Raw genomic sequence first — 20001 nt, 5'->3', positions numbered from 1 at the left:
AGTCGGCTTTTAATTTTTATTAGTTTATAGCTTACGCGACTCTCCTGTTCTGGACGAGCCGCTTACGCTTTTTATTGAATCTAGCTCCAGCGGTTAGAATGTTCGGTGGCTTCGCTTTTTCCTGCGAGGCACAAATCGCCTCTACGTCAAAAGCTCCATCCCCCTCTCATTCTGAACGAACCGCCTACGCTTTTTAATACTATTCTAACGCTGCTACTCCACCAACGATTTCCGTAATTTCTTGCGTAATCGCTGCTTGACGCGCACGGTTGAATGAAAGTGTAAGTGAATCGATAACTTCCATTGCGTTGTCTGTAGCACTCTTCATTGCTGTCATACGCGCCGCGTGCTCACTTGCTTTACCGTCTAGTAATGCACCGTACACTAAGCTTTCTGCGTATTGTGGCAATAATACTTTTAAAATTTCTTCTTCAGAAGGTTCGAATTCATAAGCTGTCGTCGGTTTATCAGACGCCACATCCGTAAGCGGTAAAATTTTATTTTCCGTTACTTCTTGTGAAATTTTACTTACATAATGATTGTAGTAAATATACAGCTCGTCATAAGCACCATCTGCGAACATCGCAATTGCTCGAGAAGCAATATCTTTAATATCAGTAAATGATGGGTGGTCAGATAATCCAACTACTTCATCAATGATGTTAAAGCCGCGACGTTTTAAATAATCACGTCCTAGTCGTCCAAGCACAATAATTGAATATTGGTTTGAATCCATATTATGACGTTCACGAATTACGTTACTTACTGTACGTAATACGTTACTGTTATAACCACCTGCTAGTCCGCGATCAGATGTAATAACGATGTACCCTGTACGCTTTACAGGACGCGCATTTAGCATTGGATGATTAATCCCTTTACTTCCTTGCGCAATGCTCGCTACTACTTCTTGAATCTTTTCCATATACGGAACGAAAGATTTAGCATTTTGTTCTGCACGGTTTAACTTAGATGCAGATACCATCTCCATCGCTTTCGTAATTTGACTCGTTTTCTTTGTCGAGTTAATCTTCGCTTTTATATCGCGTAAAGATGCCACAGGTTTTCACCACCTTTTTTCCGGAAGTTGGCACGATTAGTAAGAATCCTCTTCCTAATCTACGTTGCAAGATATTCTTGCTCATGATTGAAGGAAAAGAATAGGTGCACCTACTCTTTTCCTTTACATAACCGTCAGCAATCTCAAAAGCTGAGATGCCTTTTATATGATCTAGCTAAGCCACAGTCGACTTCACTTTTTATTTATCTAGCTCCAGCGGCTTGAATGCTCGGTGGCTTCACTTCTTCCTATGAGGCAAAGACCGCCTCTTCGTCAGAAGCTCCATCCCCCTCACATTCAGAACGAGCCGCTTCCGCTTTTATTTATTATTCAGAAGCTACGAATACTTTTTTAAATCCGTTAATTGCTGCTGCAAATTTGTCGTCATCCGCAAGTTTCTTAGTTGTGCGAATTTCGCTTAATAAGTCAGTTGCATTTGAATCTAACCAAGCATGGAATTCTTCTTCGAAACGAGTGATATCTACTACTGGGATATCATCTAGGAATCCACGTGTTAAAGCGTAAAGAATGATAACTTGTTTCTCTACACGTAACGGTTTGTGTAATCCTTGTTTTAATACCTCAACTGTACGAGCACCACGGTTTAATTTCGCTTGTGTTGCTTTATCAAGGTCAGAACCGAACTGAGCGAACGCTTCTAACTCACGATAAGATGCAAGGTCAAGACGAAGTGTACCTGATACTTTACTCATTGCTTTAATCTGAGCTGATCCACCTACACGAGATACAGAAGTACCCGCATCGATTGCTGGACGTACGCCAGAGAAGAATAGGTCAGATTGTAAGAAGATTTGTCCATCCGTAATAGAAATTACGTTTGTTGGGATGTAAGCTGATACGTCCCCTGCTTGTGTTTCGATGAAAGGTAGTGCAGTTAAAGAACCGCCGCCTCTTGCATCACTTAATTTTGCTGCACGCTCTAATAAGCGAGAATGTAAGTAGAATACATCCCCTGGATATGCTTCACGACCTGGAGGACGACGTAATAGTAATGAAAGCTCACGGTAAGCCGCTGCTTGTTTTGATAAGTCATCATATACTACTAATACGTGTTTACCATTGTACATGAACTCTTCACCCATTGTTACACCAGCGTAAGGAGCTAGGTATAATAATGGAGCTGGTTGAGAAGCTGATGCAGTTACAACGATTGTGTAATCTAATGCACCGTGCTTACGTAGTGTTTCTACTACGTTACGTACAGTTGATTCTTTTTGTCCGATAGCTACATAGATACAAACCATATCTTCATCTTTTTGGTTAATGATTGTATCAAGTGCAACTGCTGTTTTACCTGTTTGACGGTCACCGATGATTAACTCACGTTGACCACGGCCAATTGGTACAAGAGCATCGATCGCTTTAATACCTGTTTGAAGTGGCTCATGAACAGATTTACGATCCATTACACCTGGTGCTGGACTTTCGATTGGACGAGTGTTTGTTGTATTGATTGGGCCTAAACCATCAACTGGTTGACCTAATGGGTTTACAACACGACCGATTAGTTCTTTTCCTACTGGTACTTGCATGATGCGACCAGTACGACGAACTTCGTCACCTTCACGGATTTCTGTGTAAGGTCCTAAGATAATGATACCTACGTTGTTTTCCTCTAAGTTTTGTGCTAGTCCCATAACGCCGTTAGAGAACTCTACAAGTTCACCAGCCATAACGTTATCAAGACCATGAGCACGCGCAATACCGTCACCAACTTGGATAACTGTACCAACATCACTAACTTCGATTTCAGACTGATAGTTCTCGATTTGTTGCTTTATCAGTGCGCTAATTTCTTCAGCTCTGATGCTCATGTGCTTCACCCCTATCTATTCTTCATTAATTCACGCTGAATACGTGCTAATTTTCCTTGTAAGCTTCCGTCGTAAATGCGATTTCCAATACGTACTTTAATGCCGCCTAGTAAATCTTCATCTACAACATTTTTCACGCGAATTGCATCTTTTCCTGTTTTTTTTGCAAATGCTTCTGCAATGTTAAGTTTTTCGTCTTCTGATAGAAGACGAATAGAATATACAGTTGCATCCGCTACGTTACGTTCTTCATTAGCAAGAACAACATATTCATCTGCAATTTCAGGTAGAATATCAATCCGCTTGTTATCAATTAAAATATATAACGTATTTAAAATAGATTCAGAAACAGATGCGAATACGTTTGCAAGAAACGTTTTCTTCTGCTCTTTTGAAATGTTCGGTTGCGTTAAAAAGCTATGTAGTTCTCCGTTCTTTACATAAACGTTTTGTACAAGGCGTAATTCCTCTTCAAACATTTCTAATACGTGTTTTTCTTTTGCAATTTTGAAAAGAGCGACAGCATAACGTTTTGCTACAATCCCATTGCTCATCGCGCTTCTCCTACTTCTTTAATATAATCGCGAATTAACTTCACTTGATCTTCTTCTTTTAGTTCTTTTTCAATTACTTTAGAAGCAATTTGAACAGATAAAGAAGCGACTTGTTCTTGTAAAGCAGCAATCGCTTGCTCTTTTTCGCGTTGAATTTCTTGTACAGCAGATGTTTTAATTGATTCTGCTTCTTCTTTCGCAGCAGCAACAATAACATCTTTTTGATCTACAGCTTGTTTTTTCGCTCTTTCGATTAACTCTTGTGCTTCAACACGCGATTGTTTTAACATTTCACGTTGTTCTTCTACTAACTTCTTCGCTTCAGTGTTACTTCTTTCTGCAGCGTCGATTTCATTAGTAACATGCTCTTCACGTTCTTTCATAATTCCCATTAAAGGACCCCACGCAAATTTGCGTAGCATTACTAATAGAAGTAAGAAAATGAACAATGTATAAGCAATCGTTCCAAATGGAATGGAAGCCCCTAATAATAAAGTTGGCACAAGGATTCACTCCCTTCAAAATATCTAAATTGATCATATGAAAAAAAAAGACATACGTTTAGTTCATAAAGCAATGGCGAAGAAAGTTCGGAAAAACACTCTTCGCCATCTATGTAAGGGGAGTCTCCCTTATTTGTTCATTACGATGAAAGCAATAACTACACCGATAATTGGAAGTGCCTCAACTAATGCAACCCCGATGAACATAATTGTTTGAAGTGCGCCTTTTAATTCTGGTTGACGAGCAACACCTTCGATTGTACGTGATACGATAAGACCGTTACCAATACCTGCACCTAATGCTGATAAACCAATTGCAATTGCAGCTGCGATTACACCTAAACTCATTTAATTTGTCCTCCTTTGTATTATAAAAAAATAAATTTTTTCTTACTTAAATTATATTAATGGTCATGGCTTACTTTATGAGCCATATAAACCATCGTTAACATTACGAAAATAAATGACTGGATTGAACCAACGAATACGCTGAATCCCATCCATGCTAACATCGGTACAAGTGCACCTAATGCTCCTAAGAATGATGCCCCACCTAACTTAGCAAGTAATCCTAATAAGATTTCACCTGCGTAAATGTTACCAAATAAACGAAGACCTAACGTTAATGTGTTAGCAAACTCCTCAATAACCTTTAATGGGAATAAGAATTTCATAGGTTGGAAATAACCTTTAGCATATTCTTTCGTACCCTTCATCTTAATTCCATAGTAATGGGTGAGGGTAACTACCATCACGGCTAATGTTAATGCAACTGCTGGATCAGACGTTGGTGATCTCCACCATGCAATATGTTCGCCAGCCTCAACTGTTGAATACATGAATGGTAAACCAAGGAAGTTCGATACGATGATAAACATGATAAGCGTAACGCCAAGCGTTAAGAATCGTCCACCTGTTTTCCAGTCCATCGTACTATTGATAATCCCTTTCACGAAGTCAAACACCCATTCCATGAAGTTTTGCATTCCGGTTGGGCGAAGCGCTAAGCTGCGAGTTCCGATAACAGCGATTAAGAAAACAATAACTGCTGCTACAGTAACCATCATAACTGATGACAAATCGAACGTTAAACCTAGAAATTCAACTAATTTACCGTGTTCCACTAGTAATTCACCTCTCTTCCCTGCTCGTATACTCTAAATAAAGAAAATCTATGATCATGACAAGGTATCCTGTCAGCAATCCTACACCTAAGCCCCACATCGCAATTAACTCTTGATATTTGGCTGCAAATAAAATTAATAACCCAATCGTGGCGAATCTTGAATATGTACTTACCGCTGTCGCCTTAAACTTCACGTTTTCTCCATTTGTTACGCGATCTAATAGCTTGTCTGTTCTACGTGCAATGATGCGCAAACTAAGAAAACTGAAAATCGTTCCGATAATCAGCCCAAGAAATACATCCTTGTAAGAGGTAATTCCCCATCCTAGCACTAGAAGCGCAAGCAAGTAGTACATATATTTCTTTTGTCGTTGGACAAGTCCATGTACGTCTATCATCATTGCTCTCCCGAATAGTAATGTTGAATGAGTCGAATCATTGCGTATACCCCTGTTCCTAACCCGAGTAATAACCCTATAATAAGAAACAACGGAAACGTTCCAACCTTATTATCAATCCATTGCCCACCAAAGATTCCAATAAGAATAGAACCAACTAACTGAGCAAGTATTCCTGACATTAAAGCATACGCTTTTATATGGCTGCGATCGTTTTTTTGCAAGGATTCATCCCTCCAATATGTAACCCTCATTCACGATGTGTTAATAATAACTCATTTTTCTGCATAAATTCTATACAAAATAAAAAGTTTACATTTTCGTCACGGAATAGATGCATTTTTGTCACTGAAAGCCCTACCATCTATCCCCGTTGTTAGCATACAATAGGGTATTAACAGTGTCAACGAGAAATCGTAAAAAATCAAAAAATTTGAGTATTAGGCATTTCCTCCCAAAAATGAAAACGTTCCCCTTCTAAATACTGGTTAGAGATATGCAATTTCTAACAGTTTTCTCTTTATAATAGAAGAAAATGTTCACAAGTTTGTCACTATTATATTTTTAAGATATAGCGCTTTCCTTCCATAATATAGTGTCCCCGAGACGTAAGACTTCTATATTATATGTGATGTGTATATAACTTATGTTGTATATACCCTGTATATTTATCTCCCCCTCCCCCGTGCGCTGAGGGCGAAAAAAAAACGAGCGGGGAATCCCCCTCTCGTCTGTTGTCTTACTTCGTTCCGAATAAACGGTCACCAGCATCACCAAGACCTGGAACTACATAACCATGGTCATTTAACTTCTCATCTAATGCCGCTACATAAATATCAACATCAGGATGCTCTTCCTGCACTACTTTTACTCCTTCTGGAGCAGCTACGATACACATTAATTTAATTTGCTTTGCACCGCGCTTTTTCAGAGAATTAATTGCTTCAGCCGCAGAACCACCTGTTGCTAGCATCGGATCTAGTACGATAAAGTCACGCTCTTCTACATCCGTTGGAAGTTTCACATAGTATTCTACCGGTTGCAATGTTTTAGGATCACGGTATAGACCAACGTGTCCTACTTTTGCTGCTGGAATTAATTTCAGAATTCCATCAACCATTCCTAAACCTGCACGTAAAATCGGAATTAAACCAAGTTTTTTACCAGCGATCACTTTTGTTGTCGCTTTGCTTACAGGTGTTTCAATTTCAATGTCTTGAAGTGGAAGGTCGCGAGTAATTTCGAAAGCCATTAAGCTTGCTACTTCGTCCACTAATTCACGAAAATCTTTCGTACCTGTATTCTTATCGCGAATATATGTAATCTTATGTTGAATTAACGGGTGATCAAATACATACAGTTTTCCCATGTGAATCTCTCCTTTAGATGATATTCATGCGTTTACACGCTTTTTTACACTATTTACGATTGTAAAGAAAACGCTACTAATATTCAAGGGCAAATTTGGTAAAATCGTGAATTAGAATGAATCTATCTAGTATCTTTACCAATTATGGGGGCTGTATCCTTCATTATATCGCCAAAATTTATTCATCATTTGTATACATACTTTAAAAATAATATATGTCCACAAAAAAGACTGCCAAAACAATTACGTTTCAGCAGTCTTTTTCAATCTATTATAGACTTGTATACATTGGGAATTTGCTCGTTAACGCTTCTACACGCTTACTTGCTTCTTCTAATGCAACTTCATTCTCATGATTTTTTAATGTATAAGCAATAAGTGCCGCAATTTCATCCATTTCTTCTAAACCGAAACCACGAGATGTTACAGCTGCTGTACCGATACGTACGCCGCTTGTTACAAATGGGCTTGCTGTTTCAAATGGAATTGTATTTTTGTTCACTGTAATACCAACTTCATCTAATACGTGCTCTGCTACTTTACCTGTAATTTCTAAGTTACGAACATCAATTAAGATTAAATGATTGTCTGTTCCGCCAGAAACAAGTGTAAGTCCTTCCTTTTGAAGGCCTTCAGCTAAACGATTCGCATTATTAATGATATTTTGTGCATATGTTTTAAAATCATCTTGTAGTGTCTCACCAAATGCAACAGCTTTTGCAGCAATTACGTGCATAAGTGGACCACCTTGAATACCAGGGAAGATTGATTTATCAATTTGTTTTGCAAATTGCTCTTCACATAAAATCATACCACCACGTGGACCACGTAATGTTTTATGTGTTGTCGTTGTAACGAAATGTGCATGTGGTACTGGGTTTGGATGTAAACCAGCAGCTACTAGACCAGCGATATGTGCCATATCAACCATAAAGTATGCGCCCACTTCATCTGCAATCTCACGGAATCGTTTGAAATCGATAACACGAGGATATGCACTTGCACCTGCAACGATTAATTTTGGTTTATGTTCTTTCGCTTTTGCTAATACATCATCGTAATTAATACGGTTAGATTCAGCATCCACGCCATATTCTACGAAATTATATTGTACTCCACTGAAGTTAACAGGGCTTCCGTGTGTTAAGTGACCACCATGAGATAAATTCATACCAAGTACTGTATCGCCTTGCTCTAAAATCGTGAAGTATACTGCCATGTTCGCTTGTGCACCAGAATGTGGTTGAACATTTACATGCTCTGCGCCAAAAATTTCTTTCGCGCGATCACGTGCGATATCTTCTACTACGTCTACGTGTTCACAACCACCATAGTAACGTTTTCCAGGATATCCTTCAGCATACTTATTCGTTAGAACAGAACCTTGCGCCTCCATTACTGCTTCACTTACGAAGTTTTCCGAAGCAATTAACTCGATCTTTGAACGCTGTCTTCCTAGTTCTGCCTCAATTGCAGCAAATACCTTTTCATCTTGACGTTTTAAATGATCCACCAAAATCCCCCTTTTCTGAACGAATTACATCAATTCCCAATAGTTTTTTCTCATTTATTCAGAAAAAACGAAAATTCAGGTTGTAATTCTTTCGAACCTTCATGTTTTCAACTACATTCTAACATGACTTTCTATATCATAAAAGAAAAAAAAAGACCAAAATTGGTCTTTTCTTTCTTCTATTATAAAGTCAGACCACATACCTTTTACCTTTCGATATAAAGCTGTTATAAGACTTTATAATTTTTCATGTTTAACGGCAAGGAATAGCTTCTTCATTTGCCGCATAAACGGCACGTGCTCCACCTATTAGTTTCCCACGTGTTTTTGCCATCGTTACATGCGCACTTCCTATTTCCTTCACACTTGTACGAACCGGTACAGCTACATGCTTTAAATGCATACCGATAAATGTATCACCGATATCCATTCCTGCATCTGCTTTAATAAACTCAATTACTACCGGATCTTTAAAATTGTGATACGCATACGTCGCTAATGCACCACCTGCTGATCTAACAGGCGTAACTGTTACAATTTCAAATTGATATTTCATCGCTACATCTCTCTCAACTACTAAAGCACGATTTAAATGCTCACAACATTGAAACGCCAATTCAATACCTGTTCTCTCTTGAAATTGTTTTAATTCAGAAAAAATCGCCTCTGCCACTTCCATCGTTCCTGATGTTCCAATTCTTTCACCTAGCACTTCGCTCGTGCTACACCCCACTACAAAAATTTGGCCTCTTTGCAGCGTGGCTTGTTCTTGGAAATCAGAAAGCGACATTTGCAGCTGTTCTCTTACCTTTACGATCTCTGTCATTACGCCTCTTCCTTTCACAGGTTGGTTCACCAAATTATATTTCATACTACTTATAGTTAGAATCTATTACTTTGTTTCGTACGTTTTAATTTTTCCTACGCGGTTTTCGTGACGGCCACCTTCATAGTCAGTTGTTAGCCAAATTTTCGCGATATCACGCGCTAGACCAGCTCCAATTACACGCTCGCCCATTGCTAACATGTTAGTGTCATTATGCTCTCTCGTTGCTTTCGCACTGAAAGTATCATGAACTAATGCACAACGAATACCATTTACTTTGTTTGCTGCGATTGACATACCAATGCCTGTCCCGCAAACTAAAATGCCACGATCCACTTCACCATTCGCGACCATTTCTGCTGCCGGAAACGCAAAATCAGGGTAATCAACAGAACCAGCTTCACATTCACAACCTAAATCAATATATTCAATATTTAACTCTTCTAATAAACTTACAAGTTCTTTACGGATATTTATACCGCCGTGATCAGATGCTACTACTACTTTCATTTTTACCCCTCCAAAGTTTCAATCAATTATCTTCATTTCACACTCGCTACCTTAATGCAACAAAGTGATCTCCAATATCGTATTATACACGAAACATCAACCTTCTGAATGTTTTTCCAGTAAAGTTTGTACAAGTTTTTCCATCTCTTCTAACGTTTCTTTATAAATAGAAAGCGATCCGCCAAATGGATCTGAAATATCCTTACTTATACCCTCAGTTAATCCATATAATGTATCCAATTTCTTTTCAACACTCGGATAATGCCCAAGTACAATTTGCTTATGGTTTTCCGTCATTGTTACTACAATATCCGCCCAATCAACCAAAGTATCGTTTACCTGCTGCGCGGCATGATCGATTACAATTCCTTTTTCAGCTAAAGCTTCCTTTGCGTGTACCGACGCATCGCTTCCAGGATAGGCGAAAACACCAGCAGATTGCACTTCAAATTTACCTTCTCCATAATGGCGAAGCAAAGCCTCAGCCATCGGACTACGGCATGTATTTCCAGTGCAAACAAATAACACCCGTTTCATCTAAACCCACCCCTTTTTTCTGTTTCCTACCATTTATCATAGCGTACATTAGAATAGAACAAAAGAAATGTGAATATACGAAAGGCGCATTTCTCTTATATTTTTTCTAAGAAAAATGCGCCTTATCCACATATATGTGAAACCCTATTTCCAAGTGCCCAAAGTATTTCACCATACATAATGAACACACTACAAAACGAAATAAGGAATCCATTTCATACGAAACAGATTCCTTTCATACAATAATTATTTCATTGTAACTTTCATTACTTCTGTTGAACCTTTTGTAGCTGTTACACCTACAGTTGTCTTAATAGACTCAGCTGCATCTGTGTTTGTAATAACGATTGGAGTAATTGTGCTTTTCGCTTTTTCACGAATTAATTCTAAGTCGAATGAGATTAATTTATCTCCAGCTTTTACAGCTTGTCCTTCAGAAACGTGAGCTTCGAAACCTTCACCTTCCATTTTTACAGTTTCTAATCCAACGTGGATTAAAATTTCTGTACCGTTTTTCGCTTTAATTCCAATAGCATGTTTCGTGTGGAATAATTGTACGATTTCACCATCAACTGGAGATACAACTACACCTTCAGTAGGATCGATCGCAACACCGTCACCCATCATACGACCAGCGAATACTGGATCTGGTACTTCTTCAATATTTTTCACTGCTCCAGTTAATGGAGCTACGATTGTTTCTTCATTTGTTTTTGAACCAAAACCGAATAATTTTTTAAACATAGGATAGTCCTCCTTATAATTTACCTAAAAGTTTATAGGGCAATCTCTATTCAAGATCGAAATACACGTAAGACTTCATACTTCGAATGTTATACTGTAAAAACGCTTTCGAAATAAATTATGCCATTACTACTAGACTCTTATTGTAGCGCCTCACAAAATTCCAGTCAATTCTGATTGTCTGAATAACAATGAGAAGTTAACTTCTACTTATATTTTCTCTTTTTTTACCCAACTTGTCTAGAGGTCTTTACTACATTTTGTTTTTTGTTGTTAATTTGTAAAATTTAATTCAAACTTTTTTCGAAATCCACTTGACTAAAGTAAGTAACTATTTTATTATTACTTACATAAGGTAAGTTAATAACTTTTAGGAGGTTTTTTTAAATGATGGATTTCGGTCTTCTTATTATTCGTCTTATTATAGGTATTACATTCATGGGTCATGGCGCTCAAAAATTATTTGGGTGGTTCGGCGGTTACGGTTTAAAAGGAACAGGTGGCTGGATGGAATCAATCGGTTTACGCCCTGGTGTATTCATGGCATTTATGGCTGGCGCAACTGAATTACTAGGTGGTTTCTTATTTGCATCAGGTATCTTCATTGCAGTTGGTTCATTATTTATCGTTGGAACAATGTTAATGGCAATCTTCACTGTTCACGGAAAAAATGGTTACTGGGTAACACAAAACGGATATGAGTATAATTTAATGTTAATCGCTGTCGCTGTTGGTGTAGCTTTAATTGGCCCTGGTGCTTACGTTTTACTTTAATATTTATCTCTATTTCAAGATATTTACCAAAAAAGAGATTACTTCAGTACAATCGAGGTAATCTCTTTTTTTTACATCATCAAAAAAATATTATTTTCAGCAGGAGATTCCCATTGATATCTTGTAAAGGAACAATAAGTATTCATATTTAGAAAGGGGATTACAACATGTTATCCATTAATCCAAACGAACAAACCGAAAAAGATAATTACAAATTACTAACAGGAAGTATTATTCCACGTCCTGTTGCATTCGTTACTTCTGTAACTAAAGATGGTGTATTGAACGGTGCGCCATATAGTTATTTCAATATCGTCGCTGCTAATCCACCACTTATCTCGGTTTCAGTACAACGAAAAGAAGGAAAACCAAAAGACACTTCCCGAAACGCAATCGAAAAAGGGGAATTTGTCGTACATATTTCTGATGAGTCTTACGTAGAAGCGATCAATGAAACAGCTGCCAACCTACCACCCGATGAAAGTGAAATCGAATTAGCAAAACTAACACCGATCGACAGCGAGGTCATTTCTGTACCAGGGGTGAAAGAAGCAAACATTCGAATGGAATGCATATTAGAACGCGCTATACCGCTCGGCGGAACCGACGACTCGCCAGCTTGTGACCTACTAATCGGCCGCGTCGTTCGCTTCCACGTTGCAGAACACTTATACGAAAACGGCCGAATTCACGCCGAAGAACTAAAACCAATAAGCCGCCTAGCAGGACACAACTACGCAAAACTAGGAGAACAATTTGAATTAGTGAGGCCGATTTAAAAGTGGAGGCGGCTCGCTCAGAATGGTTCTTCCTCACAGAAGATGCTTTTTATCTTCTCGTGGGGAAGGTTCTTAGACTCAAGGGCCTAGGAGGGGGAGCTGGATGCCACCGAAAAGCTCCAGCTTCATCACTCAAACATACCCCCCGCTGAAAGCGGGGGATTTTTTATCGTAATTCTTCGTTCTTCTCCTCTAATGCCGGGAATTTCTCTTTTTTAGATCTACCAAGCTTTATTACAAAGAAATATAAGGAAAGTAACGTAATAAGGAAAACAATTAAAAACGGGTACGGAGAATAAAAAGTACGCGCCGCCTCCGATTTTCCTGCAACAAACTTCAATGACTCAATATCTAAAAACTCAGCAAACATTTGTACACCGAGCATACTGAACCAAAAAACAAAAAAACTAATAATAATACCAAAAACTTGCTTCAATCTCGTCATCCATCTCATCCTTTCTATATTTGTAATTTTTTAGTGTGATCAATATAGTACAAACGAAACTATGCACAGAAAGGAACGATCTCACCATTCACGAATTAACTTAATCCAACCTAACATCGAAATTTGCAAAATAATACCCCAGATTATTAGCCTTCTTAGCCATCTAGGAAAGAAGGTTAAAAACTTAACATACCATTCCAATAACTTGTTCATAATTCCCTCCTATATAAAATTATATAGGAAAAAGGAGATATAATCCAAATCCAACCAGAATGATACCACCTACTATTTCACCATATGTACCAAGCATATTTTTGGCATGCCTACCGAGCAATAAACCCATCCACGCCAGTAACATACTTATTAGTCCGAACAATAATATCGTAATAATTGTCTCTGCTCCGTAAATTCCAAGACTAAGACCTACTGAAAAACTATCTATACTGACACCAAATGCAAATACAAATAAACTAATTCCAATTGGAGCAGTTCTAGTCTCTTCACTTTCTAAAATAGACGAATATACAATATAGAACCCTAGCCCAATTAATAAAATAGCTCCTGCAAAATTCGCGACATCCCCATACTTCTCTGATAGAAAACGTCCTAGTACCATTCCGATAAATGGCATAATAATATGAAATATCCCAATCGTCATACCTATATAAAGGATTTGTCTTAACTTTAATGTTACCATCCCCATACCGAGGCTCACTGAAAATGCATCCATCCCCAGGGCAAATGCCATAATTATTAAAGGTATTAATTGTTCAAGTGTCATTCATATCCCCCCTCGGACGTGCTACTTCACAATATGCTTATCCGAGGAAAAATATTCTGTTTGCTAAAGGTACATTATCATTCAGTGATAATATGATGTCCCGCAGCTTTTGTTAAACGATTCATAATTGCATTTCCTATGCCTTCATTCGGGAATGATTCACTAAAAATAACATCTACTTCACTTGCATCAAACGTTCTAAGCACATCATATAACTTAGTCGCAACGCTGGCTAAATCGCTTCGCACACCACAAGACAATACAACATCTGCACTATACACATGTTGATACTCTTCGGTCGTTAATACACCTACTTTAAATCCTTCTTTCTTTTTCTCATCTACAATACGTTGAATAAACTCACGGGATCCTTCAACAATACTAAGTGGCGCTTTCGGTGCATAATGTGTATATTTCATTCCAGGCGATTTCGGTTTTTCTTTCTCATCCTTTAAAGCTGGATCTAAAGAAACATTTCCTATTACTGCTTCCAATTGTTCCTGCGTAATCCCACCAGGACGTAAAATCGTCGGAACTTCGCTCGTACAATCAATTACAGTTGATTCAACACCTACTCCTGTCGCCCCGCCATCAACAATACCAGCAATTTTCCCATTTAAATCTTCATACACATGAGAAGCTAACGTTGGACTTGGGCGTCCTGAACGATTCGCACTCGGTGCCGCAACAGGCACGTTTGCCTCTTCAATAAGGGCGAGCGCTACTGGATGATCCGGCATCCTCACTCCGACTGTATTAAGTCCTGCCGTAACCCTCTCTGAAATCCCTTTTTTTCTCGGTAAAATGATTGTTAATGGTCCTGGCCAAAAATGCTCCATTAACTTTTCTGCAACCGGCGGAATTTCTTTTACGATACCATCTAACTGAGATTTTGTTCCTATGTGGACAATCAGTGGATTATCGCTCGGTCTCCCTTTCGCTTCAAAAATTTTCGCTATCGCTTCATCATCCATTGCGTTTGCTCCTAACCCATAAACCGTTTCCGTTGGGAAGGCCACCGCTTCATTTTCTCTTAATAATCTCGCTGCTTCTTTTAATTGTGGATAATATTTTTTTCTTTCCACAACATTATCCACAACCCACATATTTGTATGCATTTTTTCCCACGTCCTTTTCTACCATGAAATACTTGTCTATTTTTAGTTTACTATGAGATTTATCCAAAAGACAAACAAGGTTTATCCACAAAATGTGGATAAACCTTGTTAATCCGTGGATAACTTTGTGAATAGCTGACAATTTAGTATTATTGCATTTAGCTCTTTTATATTTTTACAAAAGTGTTCTAACTGTCGAATTTCCTCTGGCACTTCCTCTTTCTCTATAATGACAAAGTTAAAAAACTGAAAGATGGTCACAGATTGTGGATGATTTGTGAGTAAGTACAATTGTCGAATATCTTTTTCTTTCATATACTGCAAAAACATCTCGAAAAAATATAAGAAAGTCTGTTTATCCACATTAGGTGTGAATAAACAAGAACGGATAAGTGCATTTTCTCCACTTTGTTCATATCCAATTACCGCTCGTATTTCTCCCGCCTCTTCCAAGATCATAAATTGTGCGTACAACTCATTTATTTTATCATCTTTTTTATTAGCTTGTCCGAAAAAAGAATGTAATCTTTCTACATCTGCTTTCGTAGCAAAATACACGTTCTTCATAGTAAATCCCTCCTCATTGATATATATGAGGAAGGATTTATTAATAGCACTATTTAGAGAATAAAGATGTAAAAGCTTCGACGATAAATAATTTAACCTCTGGTTTCTCTTCCTCTTCTACTGTTACATACTCATTTTGCTTTTCTTGTTTTTGCTCCACAGGTTTCTCCACTTTTTCCACAGTTTTTGTTTCTACTTTTTTTACAGGCTGTTCTTCTACTTGTGTTTCGTGTTTTACTACTTTCTTTTCAGAATCTGTTACTTTTTTTGCGACTTCCTGCTTTACACCCTTCGTTTCTTTCACTTTACCCTCTTTCTTCTCTGGTACATCCACTACTTCCTCATCTTGCTCCTTAACTTCCCCCTCCTCAGGAGATTCAGCCTTCACAACATGTTCTTCTTTCCTTACAGCTGTACCACTTGAAAAATCTAAGAAACACATCGGTGGAAATAATACACACCACCAGTTTGCACCTTCACCTTTTCCAATTGTAATAAGTACCGCTTCATATTCTCCTGCCGGATAAATAAAATTCCCATATACCTTTGTAGGAAACTTCACATTCTTACCGAATTTCACTTGAAACGCCTCTTTACTTCCTTCTCTTTTCAGCGTATTCGCCACTGTCTTTTCAATTTCAGGAATATGATTTTGAATTACTTTTCGAGCTTCTTCAAATGACGTTAAATCCGCTACCCATCCATCAATTTGCACTTTCACTTCATCACGTACTTTACGTTTTAATGCCTGATCTTTATCTGAATCACTATTTGCTAAAATTCGTAATCGAACGGCCTCTTTCGGAATAACAGAAGGCCCTTTCGCATCAGCTTTCATATATCCAAACTGCACAAGTAACTGTGCACCAATTAATAATAGAAGAAGATAAGCAATAACTTGTTTTTTCATTTCCTCCACCGTCCCCTCTAGAAACAGTGTGGACAGAGTTACTTCTTTCTAAACTATTAAATTCAAAATCTATATAAATTTTTTCAAAAAAAATAGAGTAAGGTTTTAACCTTACTCCATCTCTGCAAATACCATGCGATCTTTTCCATTAATATCAAATACAACTTCGACTTGAGCGCGCGGGAAAGTTTGCTGTAATAATGCTTTCACATCTTCACCTTGCCCTACACCAATTTCAAACGCCACAATCGCCTTTTTCTGTAATACATTCGGCAATTCTTCCATAAAACGACGATAGAAATCTAGTCCATCTTCACCACCAACAAGCGCACGCTTCGGCTCATGCTCCTTCACAACAGTAGAAAGACCACGCCAATCTTCCTCTGGTATGTACGGAGGATTGGAAACAACAACATCTAACTTCTGACCTGTTTCATAAAACGGAGACAGTAAATCGCCGTGATAGAAAGTTACATCCGCCCCTAAAGTTTTTGCATTTTCTTTTGCAACTTCAATCGACTCCTGTGCGATATCTACTGTATACACATGAAGATTTTTATTTTCTAAAGCGAGCGTAATAGAAATCGCTCCACTACCTGTTCCAATATCCGCTATGTGAAGCTCCTCATTACCGAAATGGCGCTCAATTCTCTCTAGCACTCCAACTATAAGTTCCTCTGTTTCCGGTCTTGGTATCAATACCTCTTCATTTACAAAGAATGATCGGCCATAAAACATTTCATAACCGAGCATATATTGGATCGGAATACCTTCTACATGGTTGTGGATAAATTCTGCAAAACTTTTCTCTTGTTCCGCAGTTATTTCTTCACGCATATTCATGAGCATTCCGGTTCTGTTTGTCTTTAATACATGACAAAGGACAATTTCTCCCGCATTTTCATCTCGTCCATTTTCCTGTAAAAAAGAAGAAGCCCATTTCAGGGCTTCATAGACACGCATTACTCAGCTGCCTCCATCTTTTGCGCCTGATCTTCCATCACTAAGGCATTGATGAAATCATCTAACTTACCTTGTAGGATTTGATCTAGCTTTTGAATCGTTAAACCGATTCGATGGTCTGTAACACGGTTTTGCGGGAAGTTATACGTACGAATACGCTCTGAACGATCTCCCGTACCAACAGCTTGTTTACGGTTTTGATCATACTCAGCTTGCGCTTCTTGTCTAAATTTATCATAAACACGTGCGCGTAATACTTTCATCGCTTTTTCTTTATTCTTAATTTGTGATTTCTCATCCTGACAAGATACAACTACACCAGTCGGTAAATGCGTTAAACGTACCGCTGACATCGTTGTATTAACGCTTTGTCCACCAGGACCACTAGAAGCAAACGTATCAACACGAACATCTTTTTCATGAATATTAATTTCTACTTCTTCTGCCTCTGGTAGTACAGCTACAGTTGCTGTAGATGTATGAATACGTCCACCAGATTCCGTTTCAGGAACACGTTGTACACGGTGAGCACCATTCTCGAATTTCAGCTTCGCGAAAGCACCTTTACCATTAATCATAAAGATAATCTCTTTATATCCACCTAACTCTGTATAGCTCGCTTCGATAATTTCAGTTTTCCAACCTTGCACCTCAGCATAACGGCTATACATACGATATAAATCACCAGCAAATAAAGCTGCCTCGTCACCACCAGCAGCGCCACGAACCTCAACGATAACGTTTTTATCATCATTAGGGTCTTTTGGAACAAGTAAAATTTTCAGACGTTCTGATAATGTTTTCTCTTGTCCTTCTAATTCAGAAACCTCTTCTTTTACCATATCACGCATATCAGCGTCTAACTTATCTTCTAACATTGCTTTTGCATCTCGTAATTGCTCACGAACATCTTTATACTCACGGTACACCTCTACCGTGTCCTGAATATCAGATTGCTCTTTTGAATACTCACGAAGCTTATTTGTATCGCTAATAACCTCTGGGTCACTTAACAATTCATTCAACTTCTCATAACGATTTTCTACAGCTTGCAAACGATCTAACACACCATTCACCTCTACATCCTAGTATCTAATACAAATAGTATATGGTACTTAATCAAAAAAACGCAAATTATATTTAAAAGCGTAAGCGGCTTGTTCAGAATCGCAGGACATTGGACCTCTCGACCTTGAAGCGCTTTTTGCTTCTAGCGAGAGAGTGAAATGGCCGGAGATTCTTGCCGCTGGAGCTAGATAATATTTAAAAGCGCAGGTGGCTCGCTCAGCTCTGACTGGCTAAGGTTCTCTCGCACAAAAGAAAAGGTGCTTTTCACCTTGAGTTGCGGCGGTTCTTAGACACAAAGAGCTTGCCACCAATCTTCATCTATTTTCGAAAAAAACCCGCTCTACATAGCGAGTTTCACTTATCTTTGTTTTGTAGGTACTGCATGACAATGACGACAACGTGGTTCATACGATTCTGAAGCCCCAACTAAAATAATTGGATCATCAAATGCCGCTGGTTCTCCATCGATTAAACGTTGCGTACGACTTGCAGGAGATCCACATTCAGAACAAACTGCCTGCAATTTAGTTACATGTTCAGCAATCGCCATCAGCTGAGGAACTTGTCCAAATGGTAGACCACGGAAATCTTGGTCTAATCCAGCTACAATGACACGATAGCCACGATTTGCCAATACTTGCACCACTTCCACAATGTCCCCATCAAAAAATTGTACCTCATCGATTGCAATAACATCCATTTCTTCTGTTACATGGTTAAATATATCTTTTGAAGCTGAAACAGGAACTGCTTTAACCTTTAATCCATTATGTGATACAACATCTTCTTCACTATAACGATTATCAATACATGGTTTAAATACAATTGCATGTTGTTTCGCAAATTGTGTACGGCGTATACGGCGGATGAGCTCTTCTGATTTTCCAGAAAACATACTCCCGCAAATCACTTCAATCCAACCATTTTGATTCATTAAGTACATTGAGCTCTCCTTTCATCTACTTTCCTAATCCAAAGTAGGGCAAAGGTTTAATATTTTCGCAAAAAAAACAGACAAGCGAATACATACACTTGCCTGTTTTATGTTCTTTATTACTTAATACCGTATTTCTTATTGAAGCGGTCAACACGTCCGTCTGCAGTAGCAAACTTCTGACGTCCAGTGTAGAATGGGTGAGAATCAGAACTGATCTCAATTTTTAGTAATGGATAAGTGTTACCATCTTCCCACTCAACAGTTTCGCTAGAGCCTTTTGTAGACCCGCTTAAGAATTTGAAGCCAGTGTTCGTGTCCATAAATACAACTTTATTGTAATTTGGATGGATTCCTGCTTTCATTCTTTTCATCTCCTTCCGCCCTGAATCATTTTCGAAACAGAGTTTTTCATCTTCAGCTGCTTACACAACTATATTGATGAAACACATATGATGAAATTATAACAAGGCTAACTCCATTTTGCAACTACCTGTTTTTGTCTTTTTAAAAATTAAAAGCACAAGCGGCTCGTTCAGAATCCAGGTCACTTCAAGCTCTCGACCAAGAAGCGCTTTTTGCTTCGAGCGAGAGAGCGAAATGACCGGAGATTCTAGCCGCTGGAGCTGGATATCAATTAAAAGCACAAGCGGCTCGTTCAGAATCCAGGTCACTTCAAGCTCTCGA

General features: G+C 38.4%; 28 protein-coding genes. 2 read left to right on the top strand and 26 right to left on the bottom strand.

The genetic code is table 11. From position 1 onward, the window contains the following. Positions 1-199: 199 nt before the first annotated feature. The 15 genes from atpG to I6L50_RS05925 form a co-directional block, all read right to left on the bottom strand. Positions 200-1060 carry a F0F1 ATP synthase subunit gamma gene (gene atpG / locus I6L50_RS05995; protein ID WP_002016283.1) on the bottom strand — a complete coding sequence of 287 codons (861 nt, stop codon included), beginning with the start codon at positions 1058-1060 and terminating at the stop codon, positions 200-202. A gap of 326 nt (positions 1061-1386) precedes the next feature. Continuing rightward, a complete protein-coding gene (gene atpA, locus I6L50_RS05990; protein ID WP_113936192.1) occupies positions 1387-2895 on the bottom strand; it encodes a F0F1 ATP synthase subunit alpha in 1509 nt (502 codons plus the stop codon). Positions 2896-2906: 11 nt separating this feature from the next. After that, positions 2907-3449: a F0F1 ATP synthase subunit delta gene (gene atpH / locus I6L50_RS05985; RefSeq protein ID WP_002113044.1), complete on the bottom strand. Its 543-nt coding sequence runs from the start codon at positions 3447-3449 to the stop codon at positions 2907-2909. Then, complete coding sequence (atpF, locus tag I6L50_RS05980; protein ID WP_002113045.1) at positions 3446-3952, bottom strand: F0F1 ATP synthase subunit B; 507 nt, start codon at positions 3950-3952, stop codon at positions 3446-3448. Before atpF ends, atpH begins: the two co-directional genes overlap by 4 nt. A 129-nt stretch (positions 3953-4081) precedes the next feature. Continuing rightward, positions 4082-4300: a F0F1 ATP synthase subunit C gene (gene atpE, locus I6L50_RS05975; RefSeq protein ID WP_000052064.1), complete on the bottom strand. Its 219-nt coding sequence runs from the start codon at positions 4298-4300 to the stop codon at positions 4082-4084. 56 nt (positions 4301-4356) lie between these two features. Beyond that, a complete protein-coding gene (gene atpB, locus I6L50_RS05970) occupies positions 4357-5076 on the bottom strand; it encodes a F0F1 ATP synthase subunit A (RefSeq protein ID WP_002089740.1) in 720 nt (239 codons plus the stop codon). A gap of 7 nt (positions 5077-5083) precedes the next feature. Beyond that, positions 5084-5476, bottom strand: a complete 393-nt coding sequence (locus tag I6L50_RS05965; RefSeq protein ID WP_002016288.1) for an ATP synthase subunit I — start codon at positions 5474-5476, stop codon at positions 5084-5086. Next, complete coding sequence (locus I6L50_RS05960; protein ID WP_002089742.1) at positions 5476-5700, bottom strand: AtpZ/AtpI family protein; 225 nt, start codon at positions 5698-5700, stop codon at positions 5476-5478. Before I6L50_RS05960 ends, I6L50_RS05965 begins: the two co-directional genes overlap by 1 nt. 26 nt (positions 5701-5726) lie before the next feature. Beyond that, positions 5727-5840, bottom strand: coding sequence for a DUF4024 domain-containing protein (locus tag I6L50_RS05955; protein WP_000232963.1), 114 nt, complete (start codon positions 5838-5840; stop codon positions 5727-5729). Positions 5841-6215: 375 nt separating this feature from the next. Continuing rightward, complete coding sequence (upp, locus tag I6L50_RS05950) at positions 6216-6845, bottom strand: uracil phosphoribosyltransferase (RefSeq protein ID WP_002139017.1); 630 nt, start codon at positions 6843-6845, stop codon at positions 6216-6218. Positions 6846-7116: 271 nt separating this feature from the next. Continuing rightward, entirely contained in the window at positions 7117-8358 is a 1242-nt protein-coding gene (gene glyA / locus I6L50_RS05945; RefSeq protein WP_219300830.1) for a serine hydroxymethyltransferase, read from the bottom strand. A 253-nt stretch (positions 8359-8611) separates the two neighbouring features. After that, the gene (locus tag I6L50_RS05940; protein ID WP_002089746.1) at positions 8612-9184 is read right to left on the bottom strand and encodes a TIGR01440 family protein; all 573 of its coding nucleotides are present in this window, start codon (positions 9182-9184) and stop codon (positions 8612-8614) included. A gap of 66 nt (positions 9185-9250) precedes the next feature. Further along, the gene (rpiB, locus tag I6L50_RS05935; protein ID WP_219300828.1) at positions 9251-9694 is read right to left on the bottom strand and encodes a ribose 5-phosphate isomerase B; all 444 of its coding nucleotides are present in this window, start codon (positions 9692-9694) and stop codon (positions 9251-9253) included. 96 nt (positions 9695-9790) lie between these two features. Next, positions 9791-10231 carry a low molecular weight protein arginine phosphatase gene (locus tag I6L50_RS05930; protein WP_113936191.1) on the bottom strand — a complete coding sequence of 147 codons (441 nt, stop codon included), beginning with the start codon at positions 10229-10231 and terminating at the stop codon, positions 9791-9793. Positions 10232-10477: 246 nt separating this feature from the next. After that, a complete protein-coding gene (locus I6L50_RS05925) occupies positions 10478-10975 on the bottom strand; it encodes a PTS sugar transporter subunit IIA (protein ID WP_002016294.1) in 498 nt (165 codons plus the stop codon). A gap of 387 nt (positions 10976-11362) precedes the next feature. Between I6L50_RS05925 and I6L50_RS05920 the strand changes: the two genes are divergently transcribed. Then, positions 11363-11749, top strand: a complete 387-nt coding sequence (locus I6L50_RS05920) for a DoxX family protein (protein WP_219300826.1) — start codon at positions 11363-11365, stop codon at positions 11747-11749. 167 nt (positions 11750-11916) lie between these two features. After that, on the top strand, positions 11917-12528 hold the full coding sequence (locus I6L50_RS05915; protein WP_219300825.1) for a flavin reductase family protein: 612 nt from the start codon (positions 11917-11919) through the stop codon (positions 12526-12528). Between the two features lie 166 nt (positions 12529-12694). On the opposite strand, the gene I6L50_RS05910 is transcribed toward I6L50_RS05915, so the two are convergent. The 11 genes from I6L50_RS05910 to I6L50_RS05865 form a co-directional block, all read right to left on the bottom strand. After that, entirely contained in the window at positions 12695-12973 is a 279-nt protein-coding gene (locus I6L50_RS05910; protein ID WP_002034899.1) for a DUF3935 domain-containing protein, read from the bottom strand. Positions 12974-13054: 81 nt separating this feature from the next. Beyond that, positions 13055-13186 (bottom strand): hypothetical protein, encoded by a 132-nt coding sequence (locus I6L50_RS34710; protein ID WP_001037634.1) that lies wholly within the window; start codon positions 13184-13186, stop codon positions 13055-13057. 19 nt (positions 13187-13205) lie between these two features. After that, entirely contained in the window at positions 13206-13754 is a 549-nt protein-coding gene (locus tag I6L50_RS05905) for a manganese efflux pump MntP (RefSeq protein ID WP_113936188.1), read from the bottom strand. A gap of 77 nt (positions 13755-13831) precedes the next feature. After that, entirely contained in the window at positions 13832-14872 is a 1041-nt protein-coding gene (locus I6L50_RS05900) for an L-threonylcarbamoyladenylate synthase (protein ID WP_113936187.1), read from the bottom strand. Positions 14873-14980: 108 nt separating this feature from the next. Beyond that, positions 14981-15439: a GNAT family N-acetyltransferase gene (locus I6L50_RS05895; protein WP_002016300.1), complete on the bottom strand. Its 459-nt coding sequence runs from the start codon at positions 15437-15439 to the stop codon at positions 14981-14983. A gap of 49 nt (positions 15440-15488) precedes the next feature. Continuing rightward, positions 15489-16349: a stage II sporulation protein R gene (gene spoIIR, locus I6L50_RS05890; RefSeq protein WP_219300823.1), complete on the bottom strand. Its 861-nt coding sequence runs from the start codon at positions 16347-16349 to the stop codon at positions 15489-15491. Positions 16350-16460: 111 nt separating this feature from the next. Next, a complete protein-coding gene (prmC, locus tag I6L50_RS05885) occupies positions 16461-17312 on the bottom strand; it encodes a peptide chain release factor N(5)-glutamine methyltransferase (RefSeq protein ID WP_002143879.1) in 852 nt (283 codons plus the stop codon). After that, on the bottom strand, positions 17312-18379 hold the full coding sequence (prfA, locus tag I6L50_RS05880) for a peptide chain release factor 1 (protein WP_002139009.1): 1068 nt from the start codon (positions 18377-18379) through the stop codon (positions 17312-17314). Before prfA ends, prmC begins: the two co-directional genes overlap by 1 nt. Before the next feature lie 359 nt (positions 18380-18738). Beyond that, positions 18739-19323 carry a thymidine kinase gene (locus I6L50_RS05875; RefSeq protein WP_002016305.1) on the bottom strand — a complete coding sequence of 195 codons (585 nt, stop codon included), beginning with the start codon at positions 19321-19323 and terminating at the stop codon, positions 18739-18741. 110 nt (positions 19324-19433) lie between these two features. Next, the gene (locus I6L50_RS05870) at positions 19434-19679 is read right to left on the bottom strand and encodes a type B 50S ribosomal protein L31 (protein ID WP_000643447.1); all 246 of its coding nucleotides are present in this window, start codon (positions 19677-19679) and stop codon (positions 19434-19436) included. 96 nt (positions 19680-19775) lie between these two features. Next, positions 19776-19988, bottom strand: a complete 213-nt coding sequence (locus I6L50_RS05865; protein WP_219300821.1) for a hypothetical protein — start codon at positions 19986-19988, stop codon at positions 19776-19778. Positions 19989-20001: the final 13 nt, after the last annotated feature.

The organism is Bacillus sp. FDAARGOS_1420 (assembly GCF_019344915.1).
GTDB classification, from domain to species: Bacteria; Bacillota; Bacilli; order Bacillales; family Bacillaceae_G; genus Bacillus_A; species Bacillus_A mycoides.
The sequence above is the reverse complement of the archived record's forward strand: the minus strand, read 5'-3'. Positions and strand labels throughout refer to the sequence as shown.

What these genes read in the sequence shown, in the direction of transcription:
- atpA (WP_113936192.1), bottom strand. Translation starts at nt 2,895, where the DNA reads ATGAGCATCAGAGCTGAAGAAATTAGCGCACTGATAAAGCAACAAATC.
- atpH (WP_002113044.1), bottom strand. Translation starts at nt 3,449, where the DNA reads ATGAGCAATGGGATTGTAGCAAAACGTTATGCTGTCGCTCTTTTCAAA.
- atpE (WP_000052064.1), bottom strand. Translation starts at nt 4,300, where the DNA reads ATGAGTTTAGGTGTAATCGCAGCTGCAATTGCAATTGGTTTATCAGCA.
- I6L50_RS05965 (WP_002016288.1), bottom strand. Translation starts at nt 5,476, where the DNA reads ATGATAGACGTACATGGACTTGTCCAACGACAAAAGAAATATATGTAC.
- I6L50_RS05955 (WP_000232963.1), bottom strand. Translation starts at nt 5,840, where the DNA reads ATGGTAGGGCTTTCAGTGACAAAAATGCATCTATTCCGTGACGAAAAT.
- upp (WP_002139017.1), bottom strand. Translation starts at nt 6,845, where the DNA reads ATGGGAAAACTGTATGTATTTGATCACCCGTTAATTCAACATAAGATT.
- I6L50_RS05940 (WP_002089746.1), bottom strand. Translation starts at nt 9,184, where the DNA reads ATGACAGAGATCGTAAAGGTAAGAGAACAGCTGCAAATGTCGCTTTCT.
- rpiB (WP_219300828.1), bottom strand. Translation starts at nt 9,694, where the DNA reads ATGAAAGTAGTAGTAGCATCTGATCACGGCGGTATAAATATCCGTAAA.
- I6L50_RS05930 (WP_113936191.1), bottom strand. Translation starts at nt 10,231, where the DNA reads ATGAAACGGGTGTTATTTGTTTGCACTGGAAATACATGCCGTAGTCCG.
- I6L50_RS05925 (WP_002016294.1), bottom strand. Translation starts at nt 10,975, where the DNA reads ATGTTTAAAAAATTATTCGGTTTTGGTTCAAAAACAAATGAAGAAACA.
- I6L50_RS05920 (WP_219300826.1), top strand. Translation starts at nt 11,363, where the DNA reads ATGATGGATTTCGGTCTTCTTATTATTCGTCTTATTATAGGTATTACA.
- I6L50_RS05915 (WP_219300825.1), top strand. Translation starts at nt 11,917, where the DNA reads ATGTTATCCATTAATCCAAACGAACAAACCGAAAAAGATAATTACAAA.
- I6L50_RS05910 (WP_002034899.1), bottom strand. Translation starts at nt 12,973, where the DNA reads ATGACGAGATTGAAGCAAGTTTTTGGTATTATTATTAGTTTTTTTGTT.
- I6L50_RS34710 (WP_001037634.1), bottom strand. Translation starts at nt 13,186, where the DNA reads ATGAACAAGTTATTGGAATGGTATGTTAAGTTTTTAACCTTCTTTCCT.
- I6L50_RS05905 (WP_113936188.1), bottom strand. Translation starts at nt 13,754, where the DNA reads ATGACACTTGAACAATTAATACCTTTAATAATTATGGCATTTGCCCTG.
- I6L50_RS05900 (WP_113936187.1), bottom strand. Translation starts at nt 14,872, where the DNA reads ATGCATACAAATATGTGGGTTGTGGATAATGTTGTGGAAAGAAAAAAA.
- I6L50_RS05895 (WP_002016300.1), bottom strand. Translation starts at nt 15,439, where the DNA reads ATGAAGAACGTGTATTTTGCTACGAAAGCAGATGTAGAAAGATTACAT.
- spoIIR (WP_219300823.1), bottom strand. Translation starts at nt 16,349, where the DNA reads ATGAAAAAACAAGTTATTGCTTATCTTCTTCTATTATTAATTGGTGCA.
- prmC (WP_002143879.1), bottom strand. Translation starts at nt 17,312, where the DNA reads ATGCGTGTCTATGAAGCCCTGAAATGGGCTTCTTCTTTTTTACAGGAA.
- I6L50_RS05875 (WP_002016305.1), bottom strand. Translation starts at nt 19,323, where the DNA reads ATGTACTTAATGAATCAAAATGGTTGGATTGAAGTGATTTGCGGGAGT.
- I6L50_RS05870 (WP_000643447.1), bottom strand. Translation starts at nt 19,679, where the DNA reads ATGAAAGCAGGAATCCATCCAAATTACAATAAAGTTGTATTTATGGAC.